Source organism: Cytobacillus depressus (assembly GCF_008923245.1).
GTDB classification, from domain to species: Bacteria; Bacillota; Bacilli; order Bacillales; family Cytobacillaceae; genus Cytobacillus; species Cytobacillus depressus.
In genome coordinates this window covers 523,274-542,564 of record NZ_WBOS01000001.1, presented here as the reverse complement: position 1 = coordinate 542,564, position 19,291 = coordinate 523,274, and the positions used below count along the sequence as shown (strand labels likewise).

Annotated in this window: 22 protein-coding genes and 1 other RNA gene; 21 read left to right on the top strand and 2 right to left on the bottom strand. The window is 38.7% G+C overall.

Annotation, left to right across the window (positions count from 1 at the left end; all coding sequences use genetic code 11):
• The first annotated feature begins 5 nt into the window (after window positions 1–5).
• Window positions 6–563, top strand: coding sequence for an elongation factor P (gene efp / locus F7731_RS02660; protein ID WP_151533221.1), 558 nt, complete (start codon window positions 6–8; stop codon window positions 561–563).
• Between the two features lie 113 nt (window positions 564–676).
• A non-coding RNA gene (ssrS, locus tag F7731_RS02655) (6S RNA) lies at window positions 677–858 on the top strand.
• Window positions 859–910: 52 nt separating this feature from the next.
• Here ssrS and F7731_RS02650 read toward each other — a convergent pair.
• On the bottom strand, window positions 911–1,579 hold the full coding sequence (locus F7731_RS02650) for an SIMPL domain-containing protein (RefSeq protein ID WP_151533220.1): 669 nt from the start codon (window positions 1,577–1,579) through the stop codon (window positions 911–913).
• A 69-nt stretch (window positions 1,580–1,648) separates the two neighbouring features.
• Complete coding sequence (locus F7731_RS02645; protein ID WP_151533219.1) at window positions 1,649–3,046, bottom strand: alkaline phosphatase; 1,398 nt, start codon at window positions 3,044–3,046, stop codon at window positions 1,649–1,651.
• A 167-nt stretch (window positions 3,047–3,213) separates the two neighbouring features.
• On the opposite strand from F7731_RS02645, the gene spoIIIAA reads away from it, so the two are divergent.
• From spoIIIAA to ahrC, 19 genes are all read left to right on the top strand, one after another.
• A complete protein-coding gene (spoIIIAA, locus tag F7731_RS02640; protein ID WP_151533218.1) occupies window positions 3,214–4,140 on the top strand; it encodes a stage III sporulation protein AA in 927 nt (308 codons plus the stop codon).
• Window positions 4,141–4,656, top strand: coding sequence for a stage III sporulation protein SpoIIIAB (gene spoIIIAB / locus F7731_RS02635; RefSeq protein ID WP_151533217.1), 516 nt, complete (start codon window positions 4,141–4,143; stop codon window positions 4,654–4,656).
• A gap of 82 nt (window positions 4,657–4,738) precedes the next feature.
• Window positions 4,739–4,945: a stage III sporulation protein AC gene (gene spoIIIAC, locus F7731_RS02630; RefSeq protein WP_009794945.1), complete on the top strand. Its 207-nt coding sequence runs from the start codon at window positions 4,739–4,741 to the stop codon at window positions 4,943–4,945.
• A gap of 8 nt (window positions 4,946–4,953) precedes the next feature.
• A complete protein-coding gene (gene spoIIIAD, locus F7731_RS02625; protein WP_151533216.1) occupies window positions 4,954–5,349 on the top strand; it encodes a stage III sporulation protein AD in 396 nt (131 codons plus the stop codon).
• Window positions 5,350–5,414: 65 nt separating this feature from the next.
• Entirely contained in the window at window positions 5,415–6,614 is a 1,200-nt protein-coding gene (spoIIIAE, locus tag F7731_RS02620; RefSeq protein WP_151533215.1) for a stage III sporulation protein AE, read from the top strand.
• 12 nt (window positions 6,615–6,626) lie between these two features.
• Window positions 6,627–7,256 (top strand): stage III sporulation protein AF, encoded by a 630-nt coding sequence (gene spoIIIAF, locus F7731_RS02615; RefSeq protein WP_151533214.1) that lies wholly within the window; start codon window positions 6,627–6,629, stop codon window positions 7,254–7,256.
• A complete protein-coding gene (spoIIIAG, locus tag F7731_RS02610) occupies window positions 7,249–7,917 on the top strand; it encodes a stage III sporulation protein AG (protein WP_151533213.1) in 669 nt (222 codons plus the stop codon). The genes spoIIIAF and spoIIIAG overlap by 8 nt, the downstream gene beginning before the upstream one ends.
• Window positions 7,918–7,920: 3 nt before the next feature.
• Window positions 7,921–8,463 (top strand): SpoIIIAH-like family protein, encoded by a 543-nt coding sequence (locus F7731_RS02605; RefSeq protein WP_151533212.1) that lies wholly within the window; start codon window positions 7,921–7,923, stop codon window positions 8,461–8,463.
• 536 nt (window positions 8,464–8,999) lie between these two features.
• Window positions 9,000–9,500 carry an acetyl-CoA carboxylase biotin carboxyl carrier protein gene (accB, locus tag F7731_RS02600; protein WP_151533211.1) on the top strand — a complete coding sequence of 167 codons (501 nt, stop codon included), beginning with the start codon at window positions 9,000–9,002 and terminating at the stop codon, window positions 9,498–9,500.
• Window positions 9,501–9,513: 13 nt separating this feature from the next.
• Complete coding sequence (gene accC, locus F7731_RS02595; RefSeq protein ID WP_151533210.1) at window positions 9,514–10,872, top strand: acetyl-CoA carboxylase biotin carboxylase subunit; 1,359 nt, start codon at window positions 9,514–9,516, stop codon at window positions 10,870–10,872.
• A 36-nt stretch (window positions 10,873–10,908) separates the two neighbouring features.
• Entirely contained in the window at window positions 10,909–11,292 is a 384-nt protein-coding gene (locus F7731_RS02590; RefSeq protein WP_151533711.1) for an Asp23/Gls24 family envelope stress response protein, read from the top strand.
• Window positions 11,293–11,541: 249 nt separating this feature from the next.
• Window positions 11,542–11,928 carry a transcription antitermination factor NusB gene (nusB, locus tag F7731_RS02585; protein ID WP_151533209.1) on the top strand — a complete coding sequence of 129 codons (387 nt, stop codon included), beginning with the start codon at window positions 11,542–11,544 and terminating at the stop codon, window positions 11,926–11,928.
• A 43-nt stretch (window positions 11,929–11,971) separates the two neighbouring features.
• Window positions 11,972–12,841, top strand: a complete 870-nt coding sequence (gene folD, locus F7731_RS02580) for a bifunctional methylenetetrahydrofolate dehydrogenase/methenyltetrahydrofolate cyclohydrolase FolD (protein WP_151533208.1) — start codon at window positions 11,972–11,974, stop codon at window positions 12,839–12,841.
• Window positions 12,842–13,258: 417 nt separating this feature from the next.
• Window positions 13,259–14,599: an exodeoxyribonuclease VII large subunit gene (xseA, locus tag F7731_RS02575; RefSeq protein WP_151533207.1), complete on the top strand. Its 1,341-nt coding sequence runs from the start codon at window positions 13,259–13,261 to the stop codon at window positions 14,597–14,599.
• A 5-nt stretch (window positions 14,600–14,604) separates the two neighbouring features.
• A complete protein-coding gene (gene xseB, locus F7731_RS02570) occupies window positions 14,605–14,838 on the top strand; it encodes an exodeoxyribonuclease VII small subunit (protein WP_151533206.1) in 234 nt (77 codons plus the stop codon).
• A 2-nt stretch (window positions 14,839–14,840) separates the two neighbouring features.
• Window positions 14,841–15,734, top strand: coding sequence for a polyprenyl synthetase family protein (locus F7731_RS02565; RefSeq protein WP_246197117.1), 894 nt, complete (start codon window positions 14,841–14,843; stop codon window positions 15,732–15,734).
• 146 nt (window positions 15,735–15,880) lie between these two features.
• Window positions 15,881–17,773 carry a 1-deoxy-D-xylulose-5-phosphate synthase gene (dxs, locus tag F7731_RS02560; protein ID WP_151533205.1) on the top strand — a complete coding sequence of 631 codons (1,893 nt, stop codon included), beginning with the start codon at window positions 15,881–15,883 and terminating at the stop codon, window positions 17,771–17,773.
• A 3-nt stretch (window positions 17,774–17,776) separates the two neighbouring features.
• Window positions 17,777–18,616, top strand: coding sequence for a TlyA family RNA methyltransferase (locus tag F7731_RS02555; RefSeq protein ID WP_151533204.1), 840 nt, complete (start codon window positions 17,777–17,779; stop codon window positions 18,614–18,616).
• A gap of 165 nt (window positions 18,617–18,781) precedes the next feature.
• A complete protein-coding gene (gene ahrC, locus F7731_RS02550) occupies window positions 18,782–19,231 on the top strand; it encodes a transcriptional regulator AhrC/ArgR (RefSeq protein WP_151533203.1) in 450 nt (149 codons plus the stop codon).
• Window positions 19,232–19,291: the final 60 nt, after the last annotated feature.

Below are 19,291 nucleotides of genomic sequence, written 5' to 3'. Positions count from 1 at the left end.
TTTTGATGATTTCTGTAAATGATTTTCGTACAGGTTTAACAATTGAAGTAGATAATGGCATTTGGCGGGTAATGGACTTCCAACATGTTAAGCCAGGAAAAGGGGCAGCATTCGTACGTTCAAAACTGCGTAATCTTCGCAGTGGGAATGTTCAGGAAAAAACATTCCGTGCTGGAGAAAAAGTAGCAAAAGCACAAATTGATAATCGTAAAATGCAATACCTTTATGCTAATGGGGACCAGCATGTATTTATGGATAATGAGTCATATGAACAAATTGAGCTACCAGCGACTTCTATCGAGCATGAATTAAAATTCCTTAAAGAAAACATGGAAGTTCATATTATGATGTATAATCATGAAACACTTGGCGTTGAGCTACCTAATACAGTTGAATTAGAAGTAGTTGAGACAGAACCAGGTATTAAAGGTGATACCGCTTCTGGTGGCTCGAAGCCGGCGAAGGTTGAGACAGGACTAATCGTTCAAGTGCCATTCTTCGTGAATGAAGGGGATAAATTAATTATCAACACAGATGAAGGTTCTTACGTATCTCGTGCATAATAGCAAAAGGTTCTGAAGTGATCTCGCTTCAGAGCCATTTGTATTAACCTTTTTTAAAAATGTGAATATTTTCCTCTTGAGAAATGTAATCATTTCGTATAATATTAAGGATACAAATGCTGCGTTGTACGCTTGGATATGAAGTTTCAACCTTTATTTTTGATTAGGGAGTTCAATACCATTACTAAAACAACAAGCCTTCTCTGAAAGGACGTTTGTGCAGGTAATTGCGGACACCCACCTGTAGGAGCAGGTATGAAACTCCATATAAATCGGCGGCAAAGGCGGCTGTACATGCGACAAAAAAGCAATGACCAACTGGTTATTGCTTTTTTACTATTTTTTAATTAAAAAAAGTGATATTCTGCTGAAATTTGACTGCGAATCTCCATCACTCCTGGCTGAATAGAAGTGGTGGCTTCGCTTTTTACGAATGCTGTCGTGTGAAGTGGAATGGGTTCCCCGCGCTGAGGGTTTATTTCATTCACGGCAATTGGCGTATGATTTAAGCGAACGCCTAGAGTTTTCGCAATCGCTTCAGCTTTCTGGAAAGAATCGATGACCGCATAAGATAATGCTTGCTGTTCATATTGGCTTGGGTGTTCGACAGAGAAATGAATCCCTGTAACAATATTGGCCCCATTTTTTACAGCTGTATCGACGACTAGTCCTGCTCTTTCCAAGTCCCTAATTGTTATGAGCAGTGTATGCTCAGCTTTATACCCTCTGAATGTTTGCTTCCCATCAATATAATCATATTGTGGATAAATAGAATAATTTATTGTTCGAATTTGATCATCAGATATCCCTATTGAATTTATTCCGTTTTTAATTTTTTCGATTGCTTCTGCGATCTCTCTCTGAGCTTTCTCTAATTGAGAGTCTTCCGTGGAGATACCTAATGTGATCTCAGCTTGATTTGGCTGCACAAACACTTTTCCAATGCCAGAAACCCGGATAATATTTGACCTAATCGACGCTTTTGGGCTTCGGAAATCTTGCTGTTGAAAATACATTCATCTTCCCCACTTCCTGTATATTGGCTTTGTAAAATATATACGAGAAGCTGAAATAGAACATTCGTATTAAAAATCATACCCCATTAATTCTGCAATCTTTTTAGGAACATCTGTATTATCTAGTACTCCATGAAATGTATTTGCTCCCTTTCCAAACGCAAACAATGGAATCGGATTGGCGGTATGGCCTCCTGTAGAGCTAATCGAGCGAATTCTTTTGTCGACGATTCCTGCATAATGATGCTTAGCAATCAAGCTGCCTAATTCCCAAGCAGCATGATGCTCCTTATAGACAACCTCTTGAACATTCATTACTCTTTCATTAAATCGCTTAATTTCCTTATCAGTTAGATCAATATTTGTATATTGTTTAACGATTGCTTTCACACTTTTGGGTTCAAACATTGACGATTCTGGCATTTTTTTAAATTTACTCACCATGAATGAAGGGGTCGCCTTTACCTCTTTAAGACCAGCGATATTTAAGGGCTCTGTCGCGGAAATGCCCATTGTTTCATGATCGGCAACGACGATAACTAGTGTATTTCCATCTTTTTTTGCCCATTCAACCGCATATTTTACGGCATGATCAAACTCGATGACTTCCTTCCATATACTTGTTAAATCTGCAGCATGTGCAGCATGATCAATCCGCGCGCCTTCAGCCATTAAAAAAAATCCTTTTTCATCTTCCGCTAAAAACTCTATCGCTTTTTCTGTCATTTCTTTTAGACTTGGTTCCTGACTTTTTAGTAAATGACGATCCAATTTAAAGTTCATATAGGAAGGATGAAATAGGCCAAGAAGTTTTTTGCCTTTTGCAGATAATAACTCGTTGCGATTTGAAACGAAAGTATAGCCATTATGCATCGCTTCTTTAATGAGATCCTTTCCGTGTTGGTGGTGTGGACGGAAGAAATCTGCGCCCCCACCTAATAAGACGTCCACTTTATTTTTTAGCTGCTGGCGGGCAATATCATTTTGGCCAGTCCAACGATTATTAACACTTGCCGTAAATGCAGCTGGAGTAGCATCTGTTACGGTATTCGTCGATATGACGCCTGTTTTTTTGCCATTCTTTTTAAAAACATCAAGAATACTATCCGCTTCTTGTCCATCTGGTGTAACGCCGATCATGCCATTATTCGTCTTCTTTCCAATAGCTAAAGCGGTTCCCCCGGCAGCTGAATCAGTTACAGCATGATCAGCTGAGTAAGTATGAACAAAAGAAACATATGGAAGGGACTCAAGAAAGAGACGTCCCTCTTTCCCGTATTCCATTTGCCTTGCTAGTTCAATTTGTCCAACCCCCATCCCATCGCCAATCATAACGATGACATTTTTAGGGGTCGATTCATTACCTACGGTGTGCCGATGTTCAATTTCTTCTGCATATGTCATTGAGAAAAAACCGATCCCTAATAAAAAAATAATAAGAAAAAGGTAAATTTTAATCTTTTTCATTTCTCTCAATCCTCCTTCTTGTCTATTTCTATATTTTTTGTGAACCTGCCAATAAATACTCAAAAATTTGAAATAAAGCAAAACGCAATAAATCAAAGTCATAATGTCACAACGCAGGCATACATTTTAATTAGTAAGATGCTAGTCCCATAAGGAGGAATCATTCAGTGGAACCGATTCTAGCTTTTTTGCCAAAAAATATCTCAGAAAAAATGATGCATATTCCACCTCCTCAAATGAATGAATTAGAAGAAATTCGTGTACGAATTAATAGACCGCTAGAGTTAGCGATAAAAGGACACCCGCATTTTTTGTCCTATATTGTTAAACAAGAGGATGCATTGCATTTATTAAATAAGATCAGTCATTTTTCAATCTATACGCTTGAAGAAGAATTACGGAGAGGGTATGTCACGATTGAGGGTGGACATCGGGTTGGCTTAGCAGGGAAGGTCATTTTAGAAGATGGAAAAGTGAAGGCGATAAGAGATATTTCATCTTTTAATATTCGGATTGCTAGAGAACAAATTGGTATAGCTGATCAGTTAACTACGTTTATAAATAACAATGGATCATGGCTTCACACAATGATTATCGGACCACCGCAAACCGGAAAAACGACACTGCTCCGTGATATCGCAAGAATTATCTCGGGCGGTGACAAGCAAAATCGTTTTCCAGCTCGTAAAGTAGGAATTGTTGATGAACGCTCTGAAATTGCCGGCAGTGTGAAGGGGATCCCACAAATGACATTTGGGCCGCGGCTTGACGTTCTTGATGCCTGTCCAAAAGTAGAGGGCATGATGATGATGATTCGATCCATGAGCCCTGACGTCTTGATTGTTGATGAAATCGGCAGGAAAGAGGATGCTGATGCGATCATGGAGGCGGTGAATGCAGGTATCAAGCTCATCATGACGACACATGGAAACTCCTTAGAAGAGATACAAAAGAGACCTACATTAAAGCCGGTGCTTGAAATGGGGATCTTCGAGCGGTTTATTGAATTAAATCGCAAAAGTGGGCCAGGGTCTATAGCTGCCATTAAGGACCGTTACGGAAAAGAGATCCTTCATGAAGCGAGAGTGATTTAAATGATTAAATTGATTGGTGCGGTTTTTATCATAATTGCCACAACATGGGCGGGTTTTGAAGCGGCTAGACATTTGAGTGAGAGACCCCGCCAACTAAGACAGCTGAAAGCGGCACTACAGTCATTAGAAGCTGAAATTATGTATGGACATACCCCACTCCATGAAGCGGCAAGAAGATTATCAGTTCAAGTAACAAAACCGCTATCAACGTTTTTTGATATATTTGCCAAAAAATTAACGAATTCGGAAACAACGGTTAAAGATGCTTGGGAAGAAAGTTTAAAGGCAATTTGGAAAGCGACAGCCCTAAAACAAGGTGAGTTTGAAATAATGAAACAGTTTGGGGAGACATTAGGCCGACATGATCGCGGGTCACAACAAAAGCAAATTATGCTGACATTAACACATCTTGAGCGAGAAGAAAATGATGCTCACGACAAACAAGCCAAATATGAAAAGATGGTAAAAAGTCTAGGGTTTCTATCAGGGTTACTACTAATCATTTTATTAATGTAAATGGCGGAAACGCCTTCTAATTAAATTCTTTGTTATAAAAAGGGTGGTAGCATGATCCTTGATTTTCATAGGAGGGAAAAGGATGGGCCTAGAAGTTGATATTATATTCAAAATTGCTGGAGTGGGGATTGTTGTTGCCTTTCTTCATACAATTCTTGATCAAGTTGGAAAAAAAGAATATGCCCAGTGGGTGACCTTGTTTGGTTTCATCTACATATTATTTATGGTTGCCTCCATTGTAGATGATTTATTTCAAAAAATTAAATCGGTGTTTTTATTTCAAGGCTAAGGGAGGTCATTCCCATTGAAATTATTCAAATAGTCGGAGTTGCATTAGTCGCTACCTTTCTAGCTCTGATTGTAAAGGAACAAAAACCAAACTTTGCTTTTTTGCTTATTGTATTTGTCGGATGTGCGATTTTTCTATTTTTAGTCGATCAAATTTATGCGATTATCCACATGATTGAAAGAATCGCGATCAATGCCAAAGTAAACATGATTTATATTGAAACAATCCTAAAAATTGTCGGAATTGCCTATATTGCTGAATTTGCTGCACAAATTACAAAAGATGCAGGTCAAGGAGCCATCGCTTCAAAAATTGAACTTGGGGGGAAAATCCTTATTCTTGCGATGGCTATTCCGATCCTGACCGTGATGATTGAAACGATCATTCAAATGATACCTAGCTAATTACAAGTGAAAAATGATATTACAGTGCTGACGGTGCGGCATTTTTCTAAAATGAGGTGTAATGGATGGAGCAACGGCTGCAGAAAATCATATTACTCAATCTACTATTCTTTTTTTTACTAGTCCCAAATGTACAAGCCTCTCCGCAAACAGAAGAAGCAAGTAAAGCGGTTCATTCGCAAGCAATTGTAAATGCGCAACTTGACTCACTTAATATTGATGAATTAAAAAGCTTCTGGGAAAAAATTAGCAGTGAATATGGCGGTTTTTTACCTGAAAGTCAGAAAGGCAGTCTTTATGAGTTTTTAAAAGGAGAAAAAAAATTCTCCTTCAAAGATTGGGCTTCTGGATTCATGAAATTTATTTTTCACGAATTTATCGTGAATGGGAAACTATTAAGCTCCTTAATTTTACTCACTATTTTCAGCATGTTCCTGCAATCATTGCAAAACTCCTTTGAGAAAAGCACAGTAAGCAAAGCGGCATATGCCATTGTGTTTATGGTCTTGATTATTCTGGCCCTTAACAGCTTCCATGTAGCTATCAGCTACACACAGGAGGCCATTGATACGATGATTTCCTTTATACTTGCGCTTATTCCTTTACTGCTAGCGTTAATCGCATCTTCTGGAGGTCTCGTGTCAGCAGCATTCTTTCACCCGGTCATTCTATTTTTAATGAATATTAGCGGGATATTAATCCAGTATATCGTCCTGCCTTTATTGTTCTTGTCAGCCTTACTCAGTATTGTCAGTGTCATGTCCGATCAATACAAAGTAACACAGCTTGCCAATTTATTAAGAAATTGGAGTATTGCTTTACTTGGAGCTTTCTTAACTGTATTTCTAGGGGTAATTTCCGTTCAAGGCGCCTCAGCGGCGATTACAGATGGAGTGGCAATAAGGACGGCAAAGTTTATTACTGGAAACTTTATACCGGTTATTGGAAGAATGTTCACTGATGCAACGGATACAGTCATCAGCGCCTCTATTTTGCTGAAAAACACTGTTGGTATTGCTGGTGTTGCCATATTAATTCTCATTGCTGCCTTCCCTGCAATCAAAATTCTTATGATTGCATTTATATATAAATTTGCAGCAGCCATTTTACAGCCATTAGGGGGCGGACCGATCATCACCTGCCTTGACATCATTAGTAAAAGCGTGATCTATGTTTTTGCTGCATTGGCTGTTGTGTCACTAATGTTCTTCTTAAGTATTACCGTTATCATAGCAGCCGGTAATTTGACGATGATGGTCAGGTAGGGGGGATGCTAAATGGATTTTATTAAAGAATGGATTACCAATATTATTTTATTTATCCTTTTAGCAACTGTCATTGACATGCTTCTACCAAATTCAAATTTGCAAAAATATACAAAAATGGTGACAGGATTATTACTTATTGCCGTTATTTTAACACCGATTTTTAAACTCATTTCAAAAGATTTCGAAGAAGTGATAGCAACTGTTCCGGCTTATGAGGGATCAGGAGAAAAAAATCTTGAAAATTCAATTGAAATGAAGAAAAAAGAAATACAAGCCTGGCAAGGTGCATATATTTTAGAAGAAATGGCTGTCCTATTAACAAAGCAAGCTGAAGAGGAGCTGATGTTGCAATATCAATTAGAAATTACAAATATCAAACTTGAGGTAGATAAAAAAGCCCAAAGTACCTTCCCGGAAAATTTAAAAGTGGTAATGGTGCAGCTTACATCTAAAGACGAAAAAGAGGATGCAGTTGAAGTCGTTAAAAGTGTAGAAATCAATACCCGGGAATCTCTTCCTTCGAACATACCAAACAATGAAACTAAAAAAATAGCTTCTCTGTTAGCTGAAAAATGGAATGTGAATGAAGAAAAAATTGTCGTTCGGGTAGAAGGAGGGAGGTTGAATAACGATGGATAAAGAAAAAGGACCTTTCACTCAATTGAAAAAATGGCTATCAAAAGATGATCAGCCAGATAAAAAACCGGGAAAATATCAATATTTGCTTCTCGTCCTCCTATTCGGAGCAGCCATTATGCTAATTAGCAACACTCTTTTTAAAGATGAAAAATCCAATACGGCGTTACCAGTAATGAAAAATCAGGAAGAAGCAAATGGGGAAGAAGACATCCCGGCTTTTGGCCAAAAGCAAAAGGCCGGAAATGATATGATCGCCGATTATGAGCGGGCTTATGAAGCTCAGTTAAAGGAAGCACTCGATGCAATCATTGGTGTAGAAGATGTGACAGTCGTTGTGAATGTTGATGCAACGGAAACAAAGGTTCTCGAGAAAAACAGATCAAGCAAAAAACAAACGACTGATGAAACTGATCGTGAAGGCGGAAAAAGAAATGTCGAGGATTATTCAACTGAAGAACAGCTAGTCATAATTAGAAATAATGAAAAAGAGGTTCCGATTGTACTAGAAACGAAGAAACCAAAAATTCGTGGAGTTCTAGTCGTTGCAAAAGGGGCCGATAATATACAAGTCAAGAAGTGGATCATTGAAGCGGTAACAAGGGCACTAGATGTTCCTAGCCATAGGGTAGCTGTTATGCCTAAAAAAACTAAGGGGGAATAATAGATGTTATTAAAAAAACAAACAGTCTGGTTATTAACAATGTTGAGCTTAGTTGTTGTGTTGACGGTGTATTATATCACGTCTCCTGAGCAAAAAGGACAGAACTTAGCTGATGTGTCTGATAAGTCAGAACAGCCAAAAGGGTCAGCAACAGAAAATTCAGATGATAGTGCCGTGATTACAAATGCATCTGGAGATGAAATGTTTGAAGCATTGCGCATACAACTTAAGGATGAGCGCAGTAAAAAAATTGAAGAATTAGACACAAAAATCGGATCTACGGACCTTCCAGCAGAGGAAATCAGTGCTGCTATGGACGAACTAGATGAAATCAATGCCATTGAGCAAAAGGAATACATGTTAGAAACATTAATTAGAGCAATGAACTATGAAGATGTGCTTGTTCGTGCCAATGGAAAGAATGTCCTTGTCACAGTGAAAGCAGATGAACTTTCCAGATCTGCCGCAAACGACATTATCCGCGAAGTTAATAATGAAATTGGCGGTTTGCAAGCAGTTACTGTAGAATTCAAGCCATCTAAATAAAAAAACTGGTTTCGTAAAGTTTATTGCTTCATAAGTGTGATTTTAATTTAACTATCTGAGTTGATTGGAGCGGAGGGCACTTGACTCCTCCAAAATGCATATGCATTTTGTCGTGCGGTGTCCATTCACAGATGTTTATTCAATGTCCTGCGGGAATAGAGGGAAGCGGGAGACCCCGCAGGCGGTAGCTCCGAGGAGGCTTCCGTCCCTCCCGCGGAAAGCAAGTGCCCGCAGCGGAAATCAACGGGCAAACTTCGAAGGTTTAAAACAAAATTTCAAAAAAATAGAAATGATAAAAATAGCGGAACCCCTATACAAGGATCCGCTATTTTTACGTAAAAATTGGTAAATAACTGTAGCTTAAATATGTATTTGGGCATAATTATTATTCAAAGCTAGACTCCATTATTGAATTACAGTAAGATTTTATCGTATGATATTAGTATCTAGTCTTAAATTAAACTAAGTGTTCTTAATATGACAGGTGATTTTCGCCGTTAGTGAAGGAACGCAATGAAAATAAGGGGTGCCCGAATATGTTAAAAGTACAAGAAATTCGCGAGCTAATTAAGCTTGTTGATCAATCAAATATTGATGAATTTGTTTATGAGCATGATGGCTCAAAAATACAAATGAAAAAGAAACAAGCAGAAGCTGTCGTTGTTCAATCAGCTCCAACGTTTGTTCAAGAAGTTCCAGCTACGAAGACTGTCCAGGCTGCAGTTGTAAAGCAAGAGCCAGTTATTGAATCCAATGTACATGAGCCTGTTAAAGAAGTTGAGGCAAACACGAAGGATTTACATAAAATTGTATCTCCAATGGTTGGTACGTTCTACCAGTCATCATCTCCTAATGCCGATGCATATGTAAAAGTAGGATCAAAGGTTTCCAATGATTCAATCGTTTGTATCGTAGAAGCTATGAAGCTTTTCAATGAAATTGAAGCGGAAGTAAATGGTGAAATCGTGGAAGTCTTGGTAAAAGACGGTCAACTAGTTGAATACGGTCAACCATTATTTTTAGTAAAAGCAGAATAGGAGCGTTAACTGGATGATTAAAAAACTGTTAATTGCAAACAGAGGAGAAATTGCTGTTCGAATCATTCGTGCATGCCGAGAAATGGGGATTGAAACGGTCGCTGTTCATTCGGAGGCTGACAAAGAAGCGCTTCACGTTCAGCTTGCGGATGAAGCATATTGTATTGGACCAACAGCATCAAAAGATAGTTATTTAAATTTCACTAATATTATTAGTGTTGCAAAGTTAACAGATTGTGATGCAATCCACCCAGGCTATGGATTCCTGGCAGAAAATGCTGATTTTGCAGAGCTTTGCCGTGAATGCAATATCATTTTTGTTGGACCTACACCAGAAGCAATAACGAAAATGGGAACGAAGGACATTGCTAGGGTAACGATGAAGGATGCAGGAGTACCAATTGTGCCGGGCTCAAATGGAATCATTAAAGATATCGATGAAGCTATTGAACTTGCTAACAAAATTGAATATCCGGTAATCATTAAAGCGACTGCAGGCGGGGGCGGAAAAGGTATTCGAGTTGCCCGCAATGAGCAGGAGCTTGTTAAAGGAATTAATATTACCCAGCAAGAAGCTTTAACTGCATTTGGGAATCCTGGCGTTTATATTGAGAAATATATTGAGGACTTCCGTCATGTGGAAATTCAAGTTCTTGCCGATTCATTTGGTAATACGATTCATCTAGGTGAAAGGGACTGCTCAATTCAGCGACGTCTGCAAAAGCTGCTAGAAGAAACTCCTTCACCAGCTTTAGATGGAGAAACTCGTGAAGAAATGGGAAATGCTGCAGTTAAAGCTGCGAAGGCAGTGGGCTATTCGAATGCCGGCACAATTGAGTTTATTTATGATTACCATAATCGCAAGTTTTATTTCATGGAAATGAATACAAGAATTCAAGTTGAGCATCCCGTTACTGAAATGGTAACAGGAGTGGACTTGATTAAAGAGCAAATTAAAGTCGCATCAGGTGAAAAACTGACGATCACTCAGGAAGATGTAACTTTTAACGGCTGGTCAATTGAATGCCGGATTAATGCTGAAAACCCTGAGAAAAACTTCATGCCATCAGCTGGAAGAATTGACATGTATCTTCCTCCGGGCGGCTATGGTGTCCGTGTCGATTCTGCTGCATACCCTGGATACATGATTCCACCATTTTATGATTCCATGATTGCGAAAGTAATCACATATGGAGCAACACGGGATGAAGCAATCGCCAGAATGAAGAGAGCGTTAAGTGAATTTGTGATCGAAGGTGTACACACGACTATTCCATTCCATCTGAAGCTTCTTAGCCATGAGAAATTTGTGGAAGGTCAATTTAACACCAAATTTTTAGATATGTATAATGTTATGCAGAAGGAAGACTAATTGGAGGTGCTAAAAGTGAACGAGAATGTTCTGGAAATGAGTCATGAGAACAGTGGATTAGGGAAAATTGAAATCGCTCCTGAAGTGATTGAAGTAATTGCTGGGATCGCTGCCTCGGAAGTAGAAGGTGTAGCGCAAATGCGTGGCAACTTCGCTACAGGTGTTGTTGAGCGACTAGGCAAGAAAAATCACGGCAAAGGTGTAAAGGTCGAGCTTTCCGAGGACGGAATCAAAGTAGACGTTTATTGCTCGATGTTATTCGGCATTTCCATTCCAAATGTAGCACAGAAAATTCAAGACAATATCCGACAAGCATTATTGAATATGACCGCACTAGAAGCACAGGAAGTAAATATTCACGTGGTCGGAATTATTTTTGAAAATCAAAAGCACACAGTTGAATATGAAGAAGAAATGTAATAATTAACAGATTACCAAAGACAAATTTTGTCTTTGGTTTTTTTAAGTTTTAATTTGAATAATTTTCTGCTAAAGTTATCATTGGAAATAGTTAACGGGGAAAATAATATTCTTTAATACATAGAAGCTTTCTTATGCTATTATTTATAATGTATTTTTGGACCAAGATGTGGAATAAATGATACTAAACCGTTTGCACTAGATAGAAATTAGCAACTGAACTTTCCCTGTTAAAGGAGTTAAATAAGTATGAAAAGAAGAACAGCAAGAGAAAAGGCATTACAAGCATTATTTCAAATTGACGTAAGCGAGGCAGAACCAAACTCAGCCATTGAACATGTATTAGAAGACGCGCCAAGCAATGAATTTTTAACGCAGCTTGTTCATGGAGCTATGGAAAACAAAAGCAGCATTGATGAAATGATTAAGAAAAACTTGGAAAATTGGACATTAGAAAGATTAGCAACTGTAGACAGAAATTTATTAAGACTTTCTGTTTATGAACTCCTATTCTGTAAAGATACCCCTCCAAATGTAGTTATTGATGAAGGAATAGAAATTGCAAAAATGTATGGAGATGACCAATCTAGCAAGTTTATTAATGGTATTCTTTCTAAAATCAAACAGCAACTTTAATCATTGAAGGTTCCTTTCACTAATTAATGGGAGAGAAGATGACATGACTGTAAAAATCATTGATGGTAAAGAAATAGCTAGGCAAAAGAAGGCTTTCATAGCTGAAGAAGTATATAATTTGAAGCAAGAAGGAATTGTTCCAGGCCTTTCGGTCATTTTAGTTGGAAATAACCAAGCTTCTAGAACTTATGTCACAAGCAAACAAAAAACATGCAAAGAGCTAGGAATGCACTCAGAATTAATTGAGCTTCCAGAAACAATCAGTGAAGAAGAGCTTCTAAATAAGGTGATTGAATTAAACGAAGATGATAGCATCCATGGAATTCTCGTGCAATTGCCATTGCCAGACCATATTAATGAAACGAAAGTGATTGAAACGATTTCCCCAGAAAAAGATGTGGATGGTTTCCATCCGATCAATATTGGCAGAATGATGACAGGGCAAGATGCGTTTTTACCGTGTACACCATATGGAGTAATGGAAATGCTTGATTATATCAATGTAGATATTACTGGCAAGCATGTCGTCATTGTTGGCCGCAGCAATATCGTCGGAAAGCCGGCAGGGCAGTTATTTTTAAATAAACATGCAACGGTTACATATTGTCATTCTAAAACACCAGATTTGAAAGAATTTACGAGACAAGCAGATATTCTTGTGGCAGCTGTTGGAAAAGTGAACATCATTACAAAGGATCACATTAAAGAAGGTGCCATTGTAATTGATGTTGGTATTAACAGAAATAACGAAGGCAAGCTTTGTGGGGATGTAGACTTTGAAAGCGTGAAGGAAGCAGCGAGCTATATTACTCCTGTTCCGGGCGGAGTAGGTCCAATGACAATTACGATGCTCATGTTTAATACGTTAAAAGCCGCAAAGTCCATTCAACAAAAAGTACAATGTAAAAATTAATATTTAGTTTTGCTTCTGCCCTTTTCAAATGATGCTTTAGTGATTCTTTTGCCTGAACGGTTTTTCGTGACGGCAAAAGGAACTAAATCTATAATGAAAGGGCAGTTTTCATGTGACGTCCAGCTCCACAAGGAACGCTTCGGCAGCGTAATCATCGCACGAGTAAAAGCGCTAGCTTTTAGGAGGAGCGCCTACCCCCTACGTACAGGTTGTACTAGTGTCGACAATGCGACAGAACAAGGAAGACTTCGACAGCGACACATCGCACGACCAAAAGTGTAGCTTTTGGGAGGACGTCGCGTTCTTGTCGACCTCGAGGTCAGAAGCCAATCCTCCCACTCACCTTTCCGAGAGGCTCGTCTTACGCTTGTCGGGGGTGACCAAGGCTTGTGTGAATAACTCTAAAAGGAGATTACCATGAAAGATCAGCGCTATTTAACGGTAAATGCTCTGACCAAGTATATTAAAAGAAAATTCGATGTCGATCCGCATTTACAAGACGTTTTCGTAAAAGGTGAAATTTCGAATTTTAAGCAACATTCAAGCGGACATATGTATTTTACTTTAAAGGATGAAAAAGCACGCATCCTTGCTGTTATGTTTTCAAGTAATAATCGCTCAATGAAATTTATTCCCGAGAATGGCATGAAGATCTTAATTCGAGGAGATCTTACCGTTTACGAACCAAGCGGACAGTATCAAATATATGTAAAAGAAATGCAACCAGACGGAATTGGCGATTTATATTTAGCTTATGAACAGCTTAAAGAAAAACTTGAAAAACAAGGACTTTTTTCTCTGCAGCATAAAAAACCAATCCCTAAATTCCCAAAAACTGTTGGCATCATTACTTCGCCTACTGGAGCTGCCATACGTGATATTTTAATTACAATTAAAAGGCGATATCCTGTTGCTAATATCATCATCTTCCCTGCACTTGTGCAAGGGTTGCAGGCTGCTCCGTCCATTGTGAAGTCGATCAATATGGCGAATGAATTAAATGAAGCAGATGTCCTAATCATTGGACGTGGCGGCGGCTCGATTGAAGAGCTGTGGGCTTTTAATGAAGAGGCCGTGGCAAATGCTATTTTTCAATCAAAAATCCCGATCATATCGGCTGTTGGCCATGAAACTGACTTTACCATTGCCGATTTTGTGGCCGATTTACGGGCGCCAACACCAACAGGGGCTGCTGAATTGGCTGTTCCTCATATTGAAGAATTGACGGAGAGGGTTCTTACTAGACAAACACGCTTACTAAGGGCACTTAAAGAGCAGCTAACACTAAAAAATGAAAGACTTTCTCGAATTCAAAAATCATATGCCTTCCGTTATCCTCAAAAATTATATGAACAAAAGCTCGAACAAATTGATCGATTAACTGAGCGATTAGAAAAAGGATCGAAAAAGTTTTTTGATCAAAAAATCGATTTATGGGAGCAAATTCAAAAACGAATACAGAGAAAGCCATTGAATGAATTGCTTTATGCGGCAAAGGAACAGCAAAATAAATTGGACAAACAGCTAAATAAAGCAATGACCGGAATTTTAATGGCGAAGAAAAAGGATTTTTCCCATAAGATTGCTACGCTAGAGGCATTAAGTCCATTAAAGATCATGGATAGAGGCTACAGTCTTGTGTATTCGGAGCATGATAACTTAATCAAATCAGTAAAACAAATAAGCGATAATGATCAAGTGAAAATAAAGGTATCAGATGGAACCATTCATTGCGTAGTAACGGATATAGAGGAGTGATTACGATGTCTTCAGAAAAAACATTAACCTTTGAAGAAGCGATGGAAAAATTGGAAGTAATCGTTGAAAGACTTGAAGAAGGGGATGTCCCGCTCGAGGAAGCAATCAATATTTATAAGCAAGGAATGGAGCTATCCAAGCTCTGTCATGATAAGTTGAAAAGTGTAGAATCTCAGCTGACTCAAATTTTGACAGAGGACGGCCGTAAAGAAAATTTCGTCATTTCTGAGGAGGAGTAGTTTTGCAGCAATCATCCTTTCCGGCATTTGCAAAAACTTATAAAGGATCATTAGAGAAGGTATTAAAGGATAGCATTAGCAAACTATCTGCTCCTTCAATCATAAAAGAATCAATGCTTTATTCATTAGAAGCCGGAGGAAAGAGAATTAGACCTCTTCTTCTATTAGCAACACTTGAAGCCTTTGGCGAAGATGTAAACAAAGGAATGCTGACCGCCGCAGCCATTGAAATGATTCATACGTATTCACTTATTCATGATGATCTTCCAAGCATGGATAATGATGATTTGCGCCGTGGAAAGCCGACCAATCATAAAGTATTTGGTGATGCTTTCGCCATTTTGGCAGGAGATGCAATGCTTACGTATAGCTTTCAATTAATCGCCGAAACCCCGTCAGAATATACAAACGCTAATACATTGCTCAGATTGATTAAAGAATTATCAAAAGCAGCTGGAGCAGAAGGTATGGTTGGCGGCCAAGTTGCCGATATTAACGGGGAAAATAATGAATTGTCTTTAAAGGACTTAGAATATATTCATATTCATAAAACTGGAAAGCTGCTGCAATACAGTGTTGTAGCGGGGGCCATTCTCGCAGAGGCGAATGAGAGTACAATAAAGACATTAGAAGAATTTGCTTATCATCTTGGACTTGCCTTTCAAATACGTGATGACATTCTTGATTTAGAAGGAACAGAAGCAATGATCGGAAAGCCAGTTGGAAGTGATACGTCCAAACATAAAAGTACTTATCCATCGATTCTCACATTAGACGGTGCAAAGGAAGTTTTGCATAGTCATATCCAGCAAGCAAAGGAAAAGCTTAGAGAAACAGGCTTAAATACAGAGCTTCTTGAGGAAATTACCGATTTAATTGAAACGAGAAATCATTAAAAGCTCCCTTTTTATCAATATTTTTAATTTCTTTCAATTGGTAATATCCTGCACTAGCTTGAGGATTTCATTCAGACTGTTATAATAACCATAAGTGAACATGAAACTAACGCATGATAAAGATATGAAAGTGAGTGATCCACTGAATGGATCTAATGAAAATTAAAGACCCATCTTTTTTAAAAGGATTATCGAATAAACAGTTAGAACACTTAAGTCAAGATATTCGTCAATTCTTGATAGAAAAGTTATCGTTTACAGGAGGCCATATCGGTCCCAATTTAGGTGTAGTGGAACTAACGATTGCATTGCATAAATGCTTCGATAGCCCAAAGGATAAAATTCTTTGGGATGTTGGCCATCAATCGTATGTTCATAAAATCTTAACAGGCCGTGCCGATCAATTTGATACATTACGCCAATATAAGGGGCTGTGCGGCTTTCCAAAAATGGTCGAAAGTGAACATGATGTATGGGAGACTGGGCATAGTTCAACTTCCCTATCTGCTGCTATGGGTATGGCTATTGCACGAGATTTAAAGAAGGAAAAGTCCCATGTCATTCCTGTAATCGGAGACGGTGCATTAACAGGTGGTATGGCTTTAGAAGCGTTAAACCATATTGGACATGAACAAAAGAATATGATTGTTATATTAAATGACAATGAAATGTCGATTGCTCCAAATGTTGGCGCATTACACAATGTCCTTGGGAAATTGCGAACGGCAGGCAAGTACCAATGGGCAAAGGATGAACTTGAACTTCTTCTGAAGAAAATCCCGGCAGTTGGAGGAAAGCTTGCTTCAACGGCTGAAAGGTTAAAGGATAGTTTAAAGTATTTATTCGTATCCGGAATGTTTTTTGAGGAAATGGGCTTTACTTATCTTGGCCCAGTTGATGGTCATAACTTTGAAAGCTTATTTGAAAATTTAAGCTATGCGAAGAAAACTGAAGGTCCAGTTCTTCTTCATGTAATAACCAAAAAAGGAAAAGGCTATCGTCCAGCTGAAAACGATACGACAGGAACATGGCATGGAACAGGTCCATACAAAATTGAAACAGGTGACTTTGTCAAGCCGGTAAGTACGGCTCCAGCTTGGAGTCAATTAGTAAGTGAAACAGTTCGCAAACTTGCAAGAGAAGATGACCGAATTGTCGCTATTACACCAGCTATGCCTGTAGGTTCTAAGCTTGAAGGCTTCGCCAGCGAATTTCCGGAGCGGATGTATGATGTCGGAATTGCTGAACAGCATGCGGCTACAATGGCTGCCGGTTTAGCTACACAGAATATGAAGCCGTTTCTTGCCATTTACTCTACTTTTCTTCAGCGAGCTTACGACCAAGTTGTACACGATATTTGCCGTCAAAACTTGAATGTATTTATCGGTATTGACCGTGCTGGTTTAGTAGGCGCTGATGGGGAAACACACCAAGGTGTATTCGACATTGCCTTCTTAAGACATGTGCCTAATCTCGTTCTAATGATGCCGAAGGATGAGAATGAAGGCCAGCATATGGTCAATACTGCAATAAAATATAATGATGGCCCAATCGCTTTGAGATTCCCGCGTGGGAATGGGATCGGCGTCCCGATGGATGAGAAGCTGCATGAAATTCCAATCGGAACTTGGGAAGTGCTGAAAAACGGTAAAGATGCGGCAATCTTAACATTTGGAACGACCATTCCAATGGCATTAAAGGCTGCTGCCATCCTTGAAAAGCAAGGCTATTCGATTAAGGTTATTAATGCAAGATTTATTAAACCATTAGATGAAAAAATGCTTCTAACATTATTAAACGAAAACATGCCAATTTTAACGATAGAAGAAGCAGTTCTTCAAGGTGGGTTTGGCAGCTCCGTTCTTGAATTTACCCATCAAAGTGGTTTCCACCATGTAGAAATCGATATGATGGGTATACCTGACCATTTCATCGAGCATGGAAGCGTTGATAAGCTATTAGAAGAAATCGGCATGACAACTGGTCATGTTGTCGATCGCTTAAATAATTTTGTCAGAAAGAAACAGAAAAGGGCTTAAAGAATGAAAGCAAAGAAAGAGCGTTTAGATGTCTTATTAGTAGAAAGGGGCTTAGCTGAGACGAGGGAGAAGGCCAAAAGGACAATAATGGCTGGAGTCGTATTCAGCAATGAAACTCGTCTTGATAAGCCTGGAGAAAAGGTTAACAGTGATATTCCGCTGCGGGTAAAAGGAAAAGTGATGCCCTATGTTAGCAGGGGCGGACTAAAGCTTGAAAAAGCTTTGAAAATATTTGATCTTGACATTAAAGATAAAATCCTGCTTGATATCGGTGCATCGACAGGGGGATTCACTGATTGTGCCTTACAAAATGGCGCCAAAATGTCATATGCTCTAGATGTCGGCTATAATCAGCTCGCTTGGAAATTAAGACAGGACGAGCGTGTAGTCGTCATGGAAAGAACGAATTTCCGCTACGTCACACCTGCTGACCTTCAAGAAGGGATGCCAGATTTTGCATCTATTGATGTATCCTTTATTTCATTAAAGTTGATTCTCCCTGTATTAAAAACTTTACTCGTTTCGGGCAGCGATGTGATCGCACTCGTTAAGCCACAATTTGAAGCGGGCCGGGAACAGGTTGGAAAAAAGGGCATCGTAAGAGAACAAAAAGTGCATGAACAGGTGTTGGATACAATTATATCCTTTTCACAAAGCCTCGGCTTTGATGTAAAGAACCTATCATTTTCGCCAATTACGGGAGGAGATGGCAATATTGAATTTTTGCTTCATCTTTTTTGGAGTGGCGAGAAGGAAAATGGGGAACTATCGAATATTGCTCCAAGTTCAGTAGTGAAGGAAGCTCATACAGAACTGAAAACAAAGCAAAAAGAAGAGGAATAGGCTGCGGCTTGTTCCTGTTTCTTTTTTTATCGCGAAAGATAAGATTAATTGTCATTATAGGGAAAATCAGCTAACATATAATTAGCATTTGCACTTATTTTGCAGATTTTTAGAAAAAATATATTACAATGCACATAGTGTTTCTATAAAAATAGAGGTGATTATATGACTAAAGGCCAACGTCATATTAAAATTAGAGAAATTATTGCAAATAATGAAATTGAAACACAGGATGATCTTGTCGATGAATTAAAAAATGCTGGGTATAACGTAACTCAAGCAACGATATCACGTGATATTAAAGAACTTCATCTTGTTAAAGTTCCGCTTTTAGATGGCAGATATAAATATAGCCTCCCAGCTGATCAGCGCTTTAATCCGTTGCAAAAATTAAAACGAAATTTAATGGATGCGTTTGTCCGAATAGATTCTGCAGGTAATCTGCTCGTAATGAAGACCCTTCCAGGTAATGCGCATGCAATTGGGGTACTTATTGATAACTTGGACTGGCAAGAAATACTTGGGACCATTTGTGGGGATGATACATGCCTTATCATTTGCCGGACGCCTGAGCAATCAGAAGAAATTACGAATCGCTTTCTGGAAATGCTGTAAAGTGAAACTTCATTCAGTGGGGTGCTTTTCCCAACTGAATGTTAGTTGCGGCCCACAGGA

Excerpts from the sequence above, each read along its gene's own strand:
- efp (WP_151533221.1), top strand. The coding sequence starts at position 6 with ATGATTTCTGTAAATGATTTTCGTACAGGTTTAACAATTGAAGTAGAT.
- F7731_RS02650 (WP_151533220.1), bottom strand. The coding sequence starts at position 1,579 with ATGTATTTTCAACAGCAAGATTTCCGAAGCCCAAAAGCGTCGATTAGG.
- F7731_RS02645 (WP_151533219.1), bottom strand. The coding sequence starts at position 3,046 with ATGAAAAAGATTAAAATTTACCTTTTTCTTATTATTTTTTTATTAGGG.
- spoIIIAB (WP_151533217.1), top strand. The coding sequence starts at position 4,141 with ATGATTAAATTGATTGGTGCGGTTTTTATCATAATTGCCACAACATGG.
- spoIIIAC (WP_009794945.1), top strand. The coding sequence starts at position 4,739 with ATGGGCCTAGAAGTTGATATTATATTCAAAATTGCTGGAGTGGGGATT.
- spoIIIAE (WP_151533215.1), top strand. The coding sequence starts at position 5,415 with ATGGAGCAACGGCTGCAGAAAATCATATTACTCAATCTACTATTCTTT.
- spoIIIAF (WP_151533214.1), top strand. The coding sequence starts at position 6,627 with ATGGATTTTATTAAAGAATGGATTACCAATATTATTTTATTTATCCTT.
- spoIIIAG (WP_151533213.1), top strand. The coding sequence starts at position 7,249 with ATGGATAAAGAAAAAGGACCTTTCACTCAATTGAAAAAATGGCTATCA.
- F7731_RS02605 (WP_151533212.1), top strand. The coding sequence starts at position 7,921 with ATGTTATTAAAAAAACAAACAGTCTGGTTATTAACAATGTTGAGCTTA.
- accB (WP_151533211.1), top strand. The coding sequence starts at position 9,000 with ATGTTAAAAGTACAAGAAATTCGCGAGCTAATTAAGCTTGTTGATCAA.
- accC (WP_151533210.1), top strand. The coding sequence starts at position 9,514 with ATGATTAAAAAACTGTTAATTGCAAACAGAGGAGAAATTGCTGTTCGA.
- F7731_RS02590 (WP_151533711.1), top strand. The coding sequence starts at position 10,909 with ATGAGTCATGAGAACAGTGGATTAGGGAAAATTGAAATCGCTCCTGAA.
- nusB (WP_151533209.1), top strand. The coding sequence starts at position 11,542 with ATGAAAAGAAGAACAGCAAGAGAAAAGGCATTACAAGCATTATTTCAA.
- folD (WP_151533208.1), top strand. The coding sequence starts at position 11,972 with ATGACTGTAAAAATCATTGATGGTAAAGAAATAGCTAGGCAAAAGAAG.
- xseA (WP_151533207.1), top strand. The coding sequence starts at position 13,259 with ATGAAAGATCAGCGCTATTTAACGGTAAATGCTCTGACCAAGTATATT.
- xseB (WP_151533206.1), top strand. The coding sequence starts at position 14,605 with ATGTCTTCAGAAAAAACATTAACCTTTGAAGAAGCGATGGAAAAATTG.
- dxs (WP_151533205.1), top strand. The coding sequence starts at position 15,881 with ATGGATCTAATGAAAATTAAAGACCCATCTTTTTTAAAAGGATTATCG.
- F7731_RS02555 (WP_151533204.1), top strand. The coding sequence starts at position 17,777 with ATGAAAGCAAAGAAAGAGCGTTTAGATGTCTTATTAGTAGAAAGGGGC.
- ahrC (WP_151533203.1), top strand. The coding sequence starts at position 18,782 with ATGACTAAAGGCCAACGTCATATTAAAATTAGAGAAATTATTGCAAAT.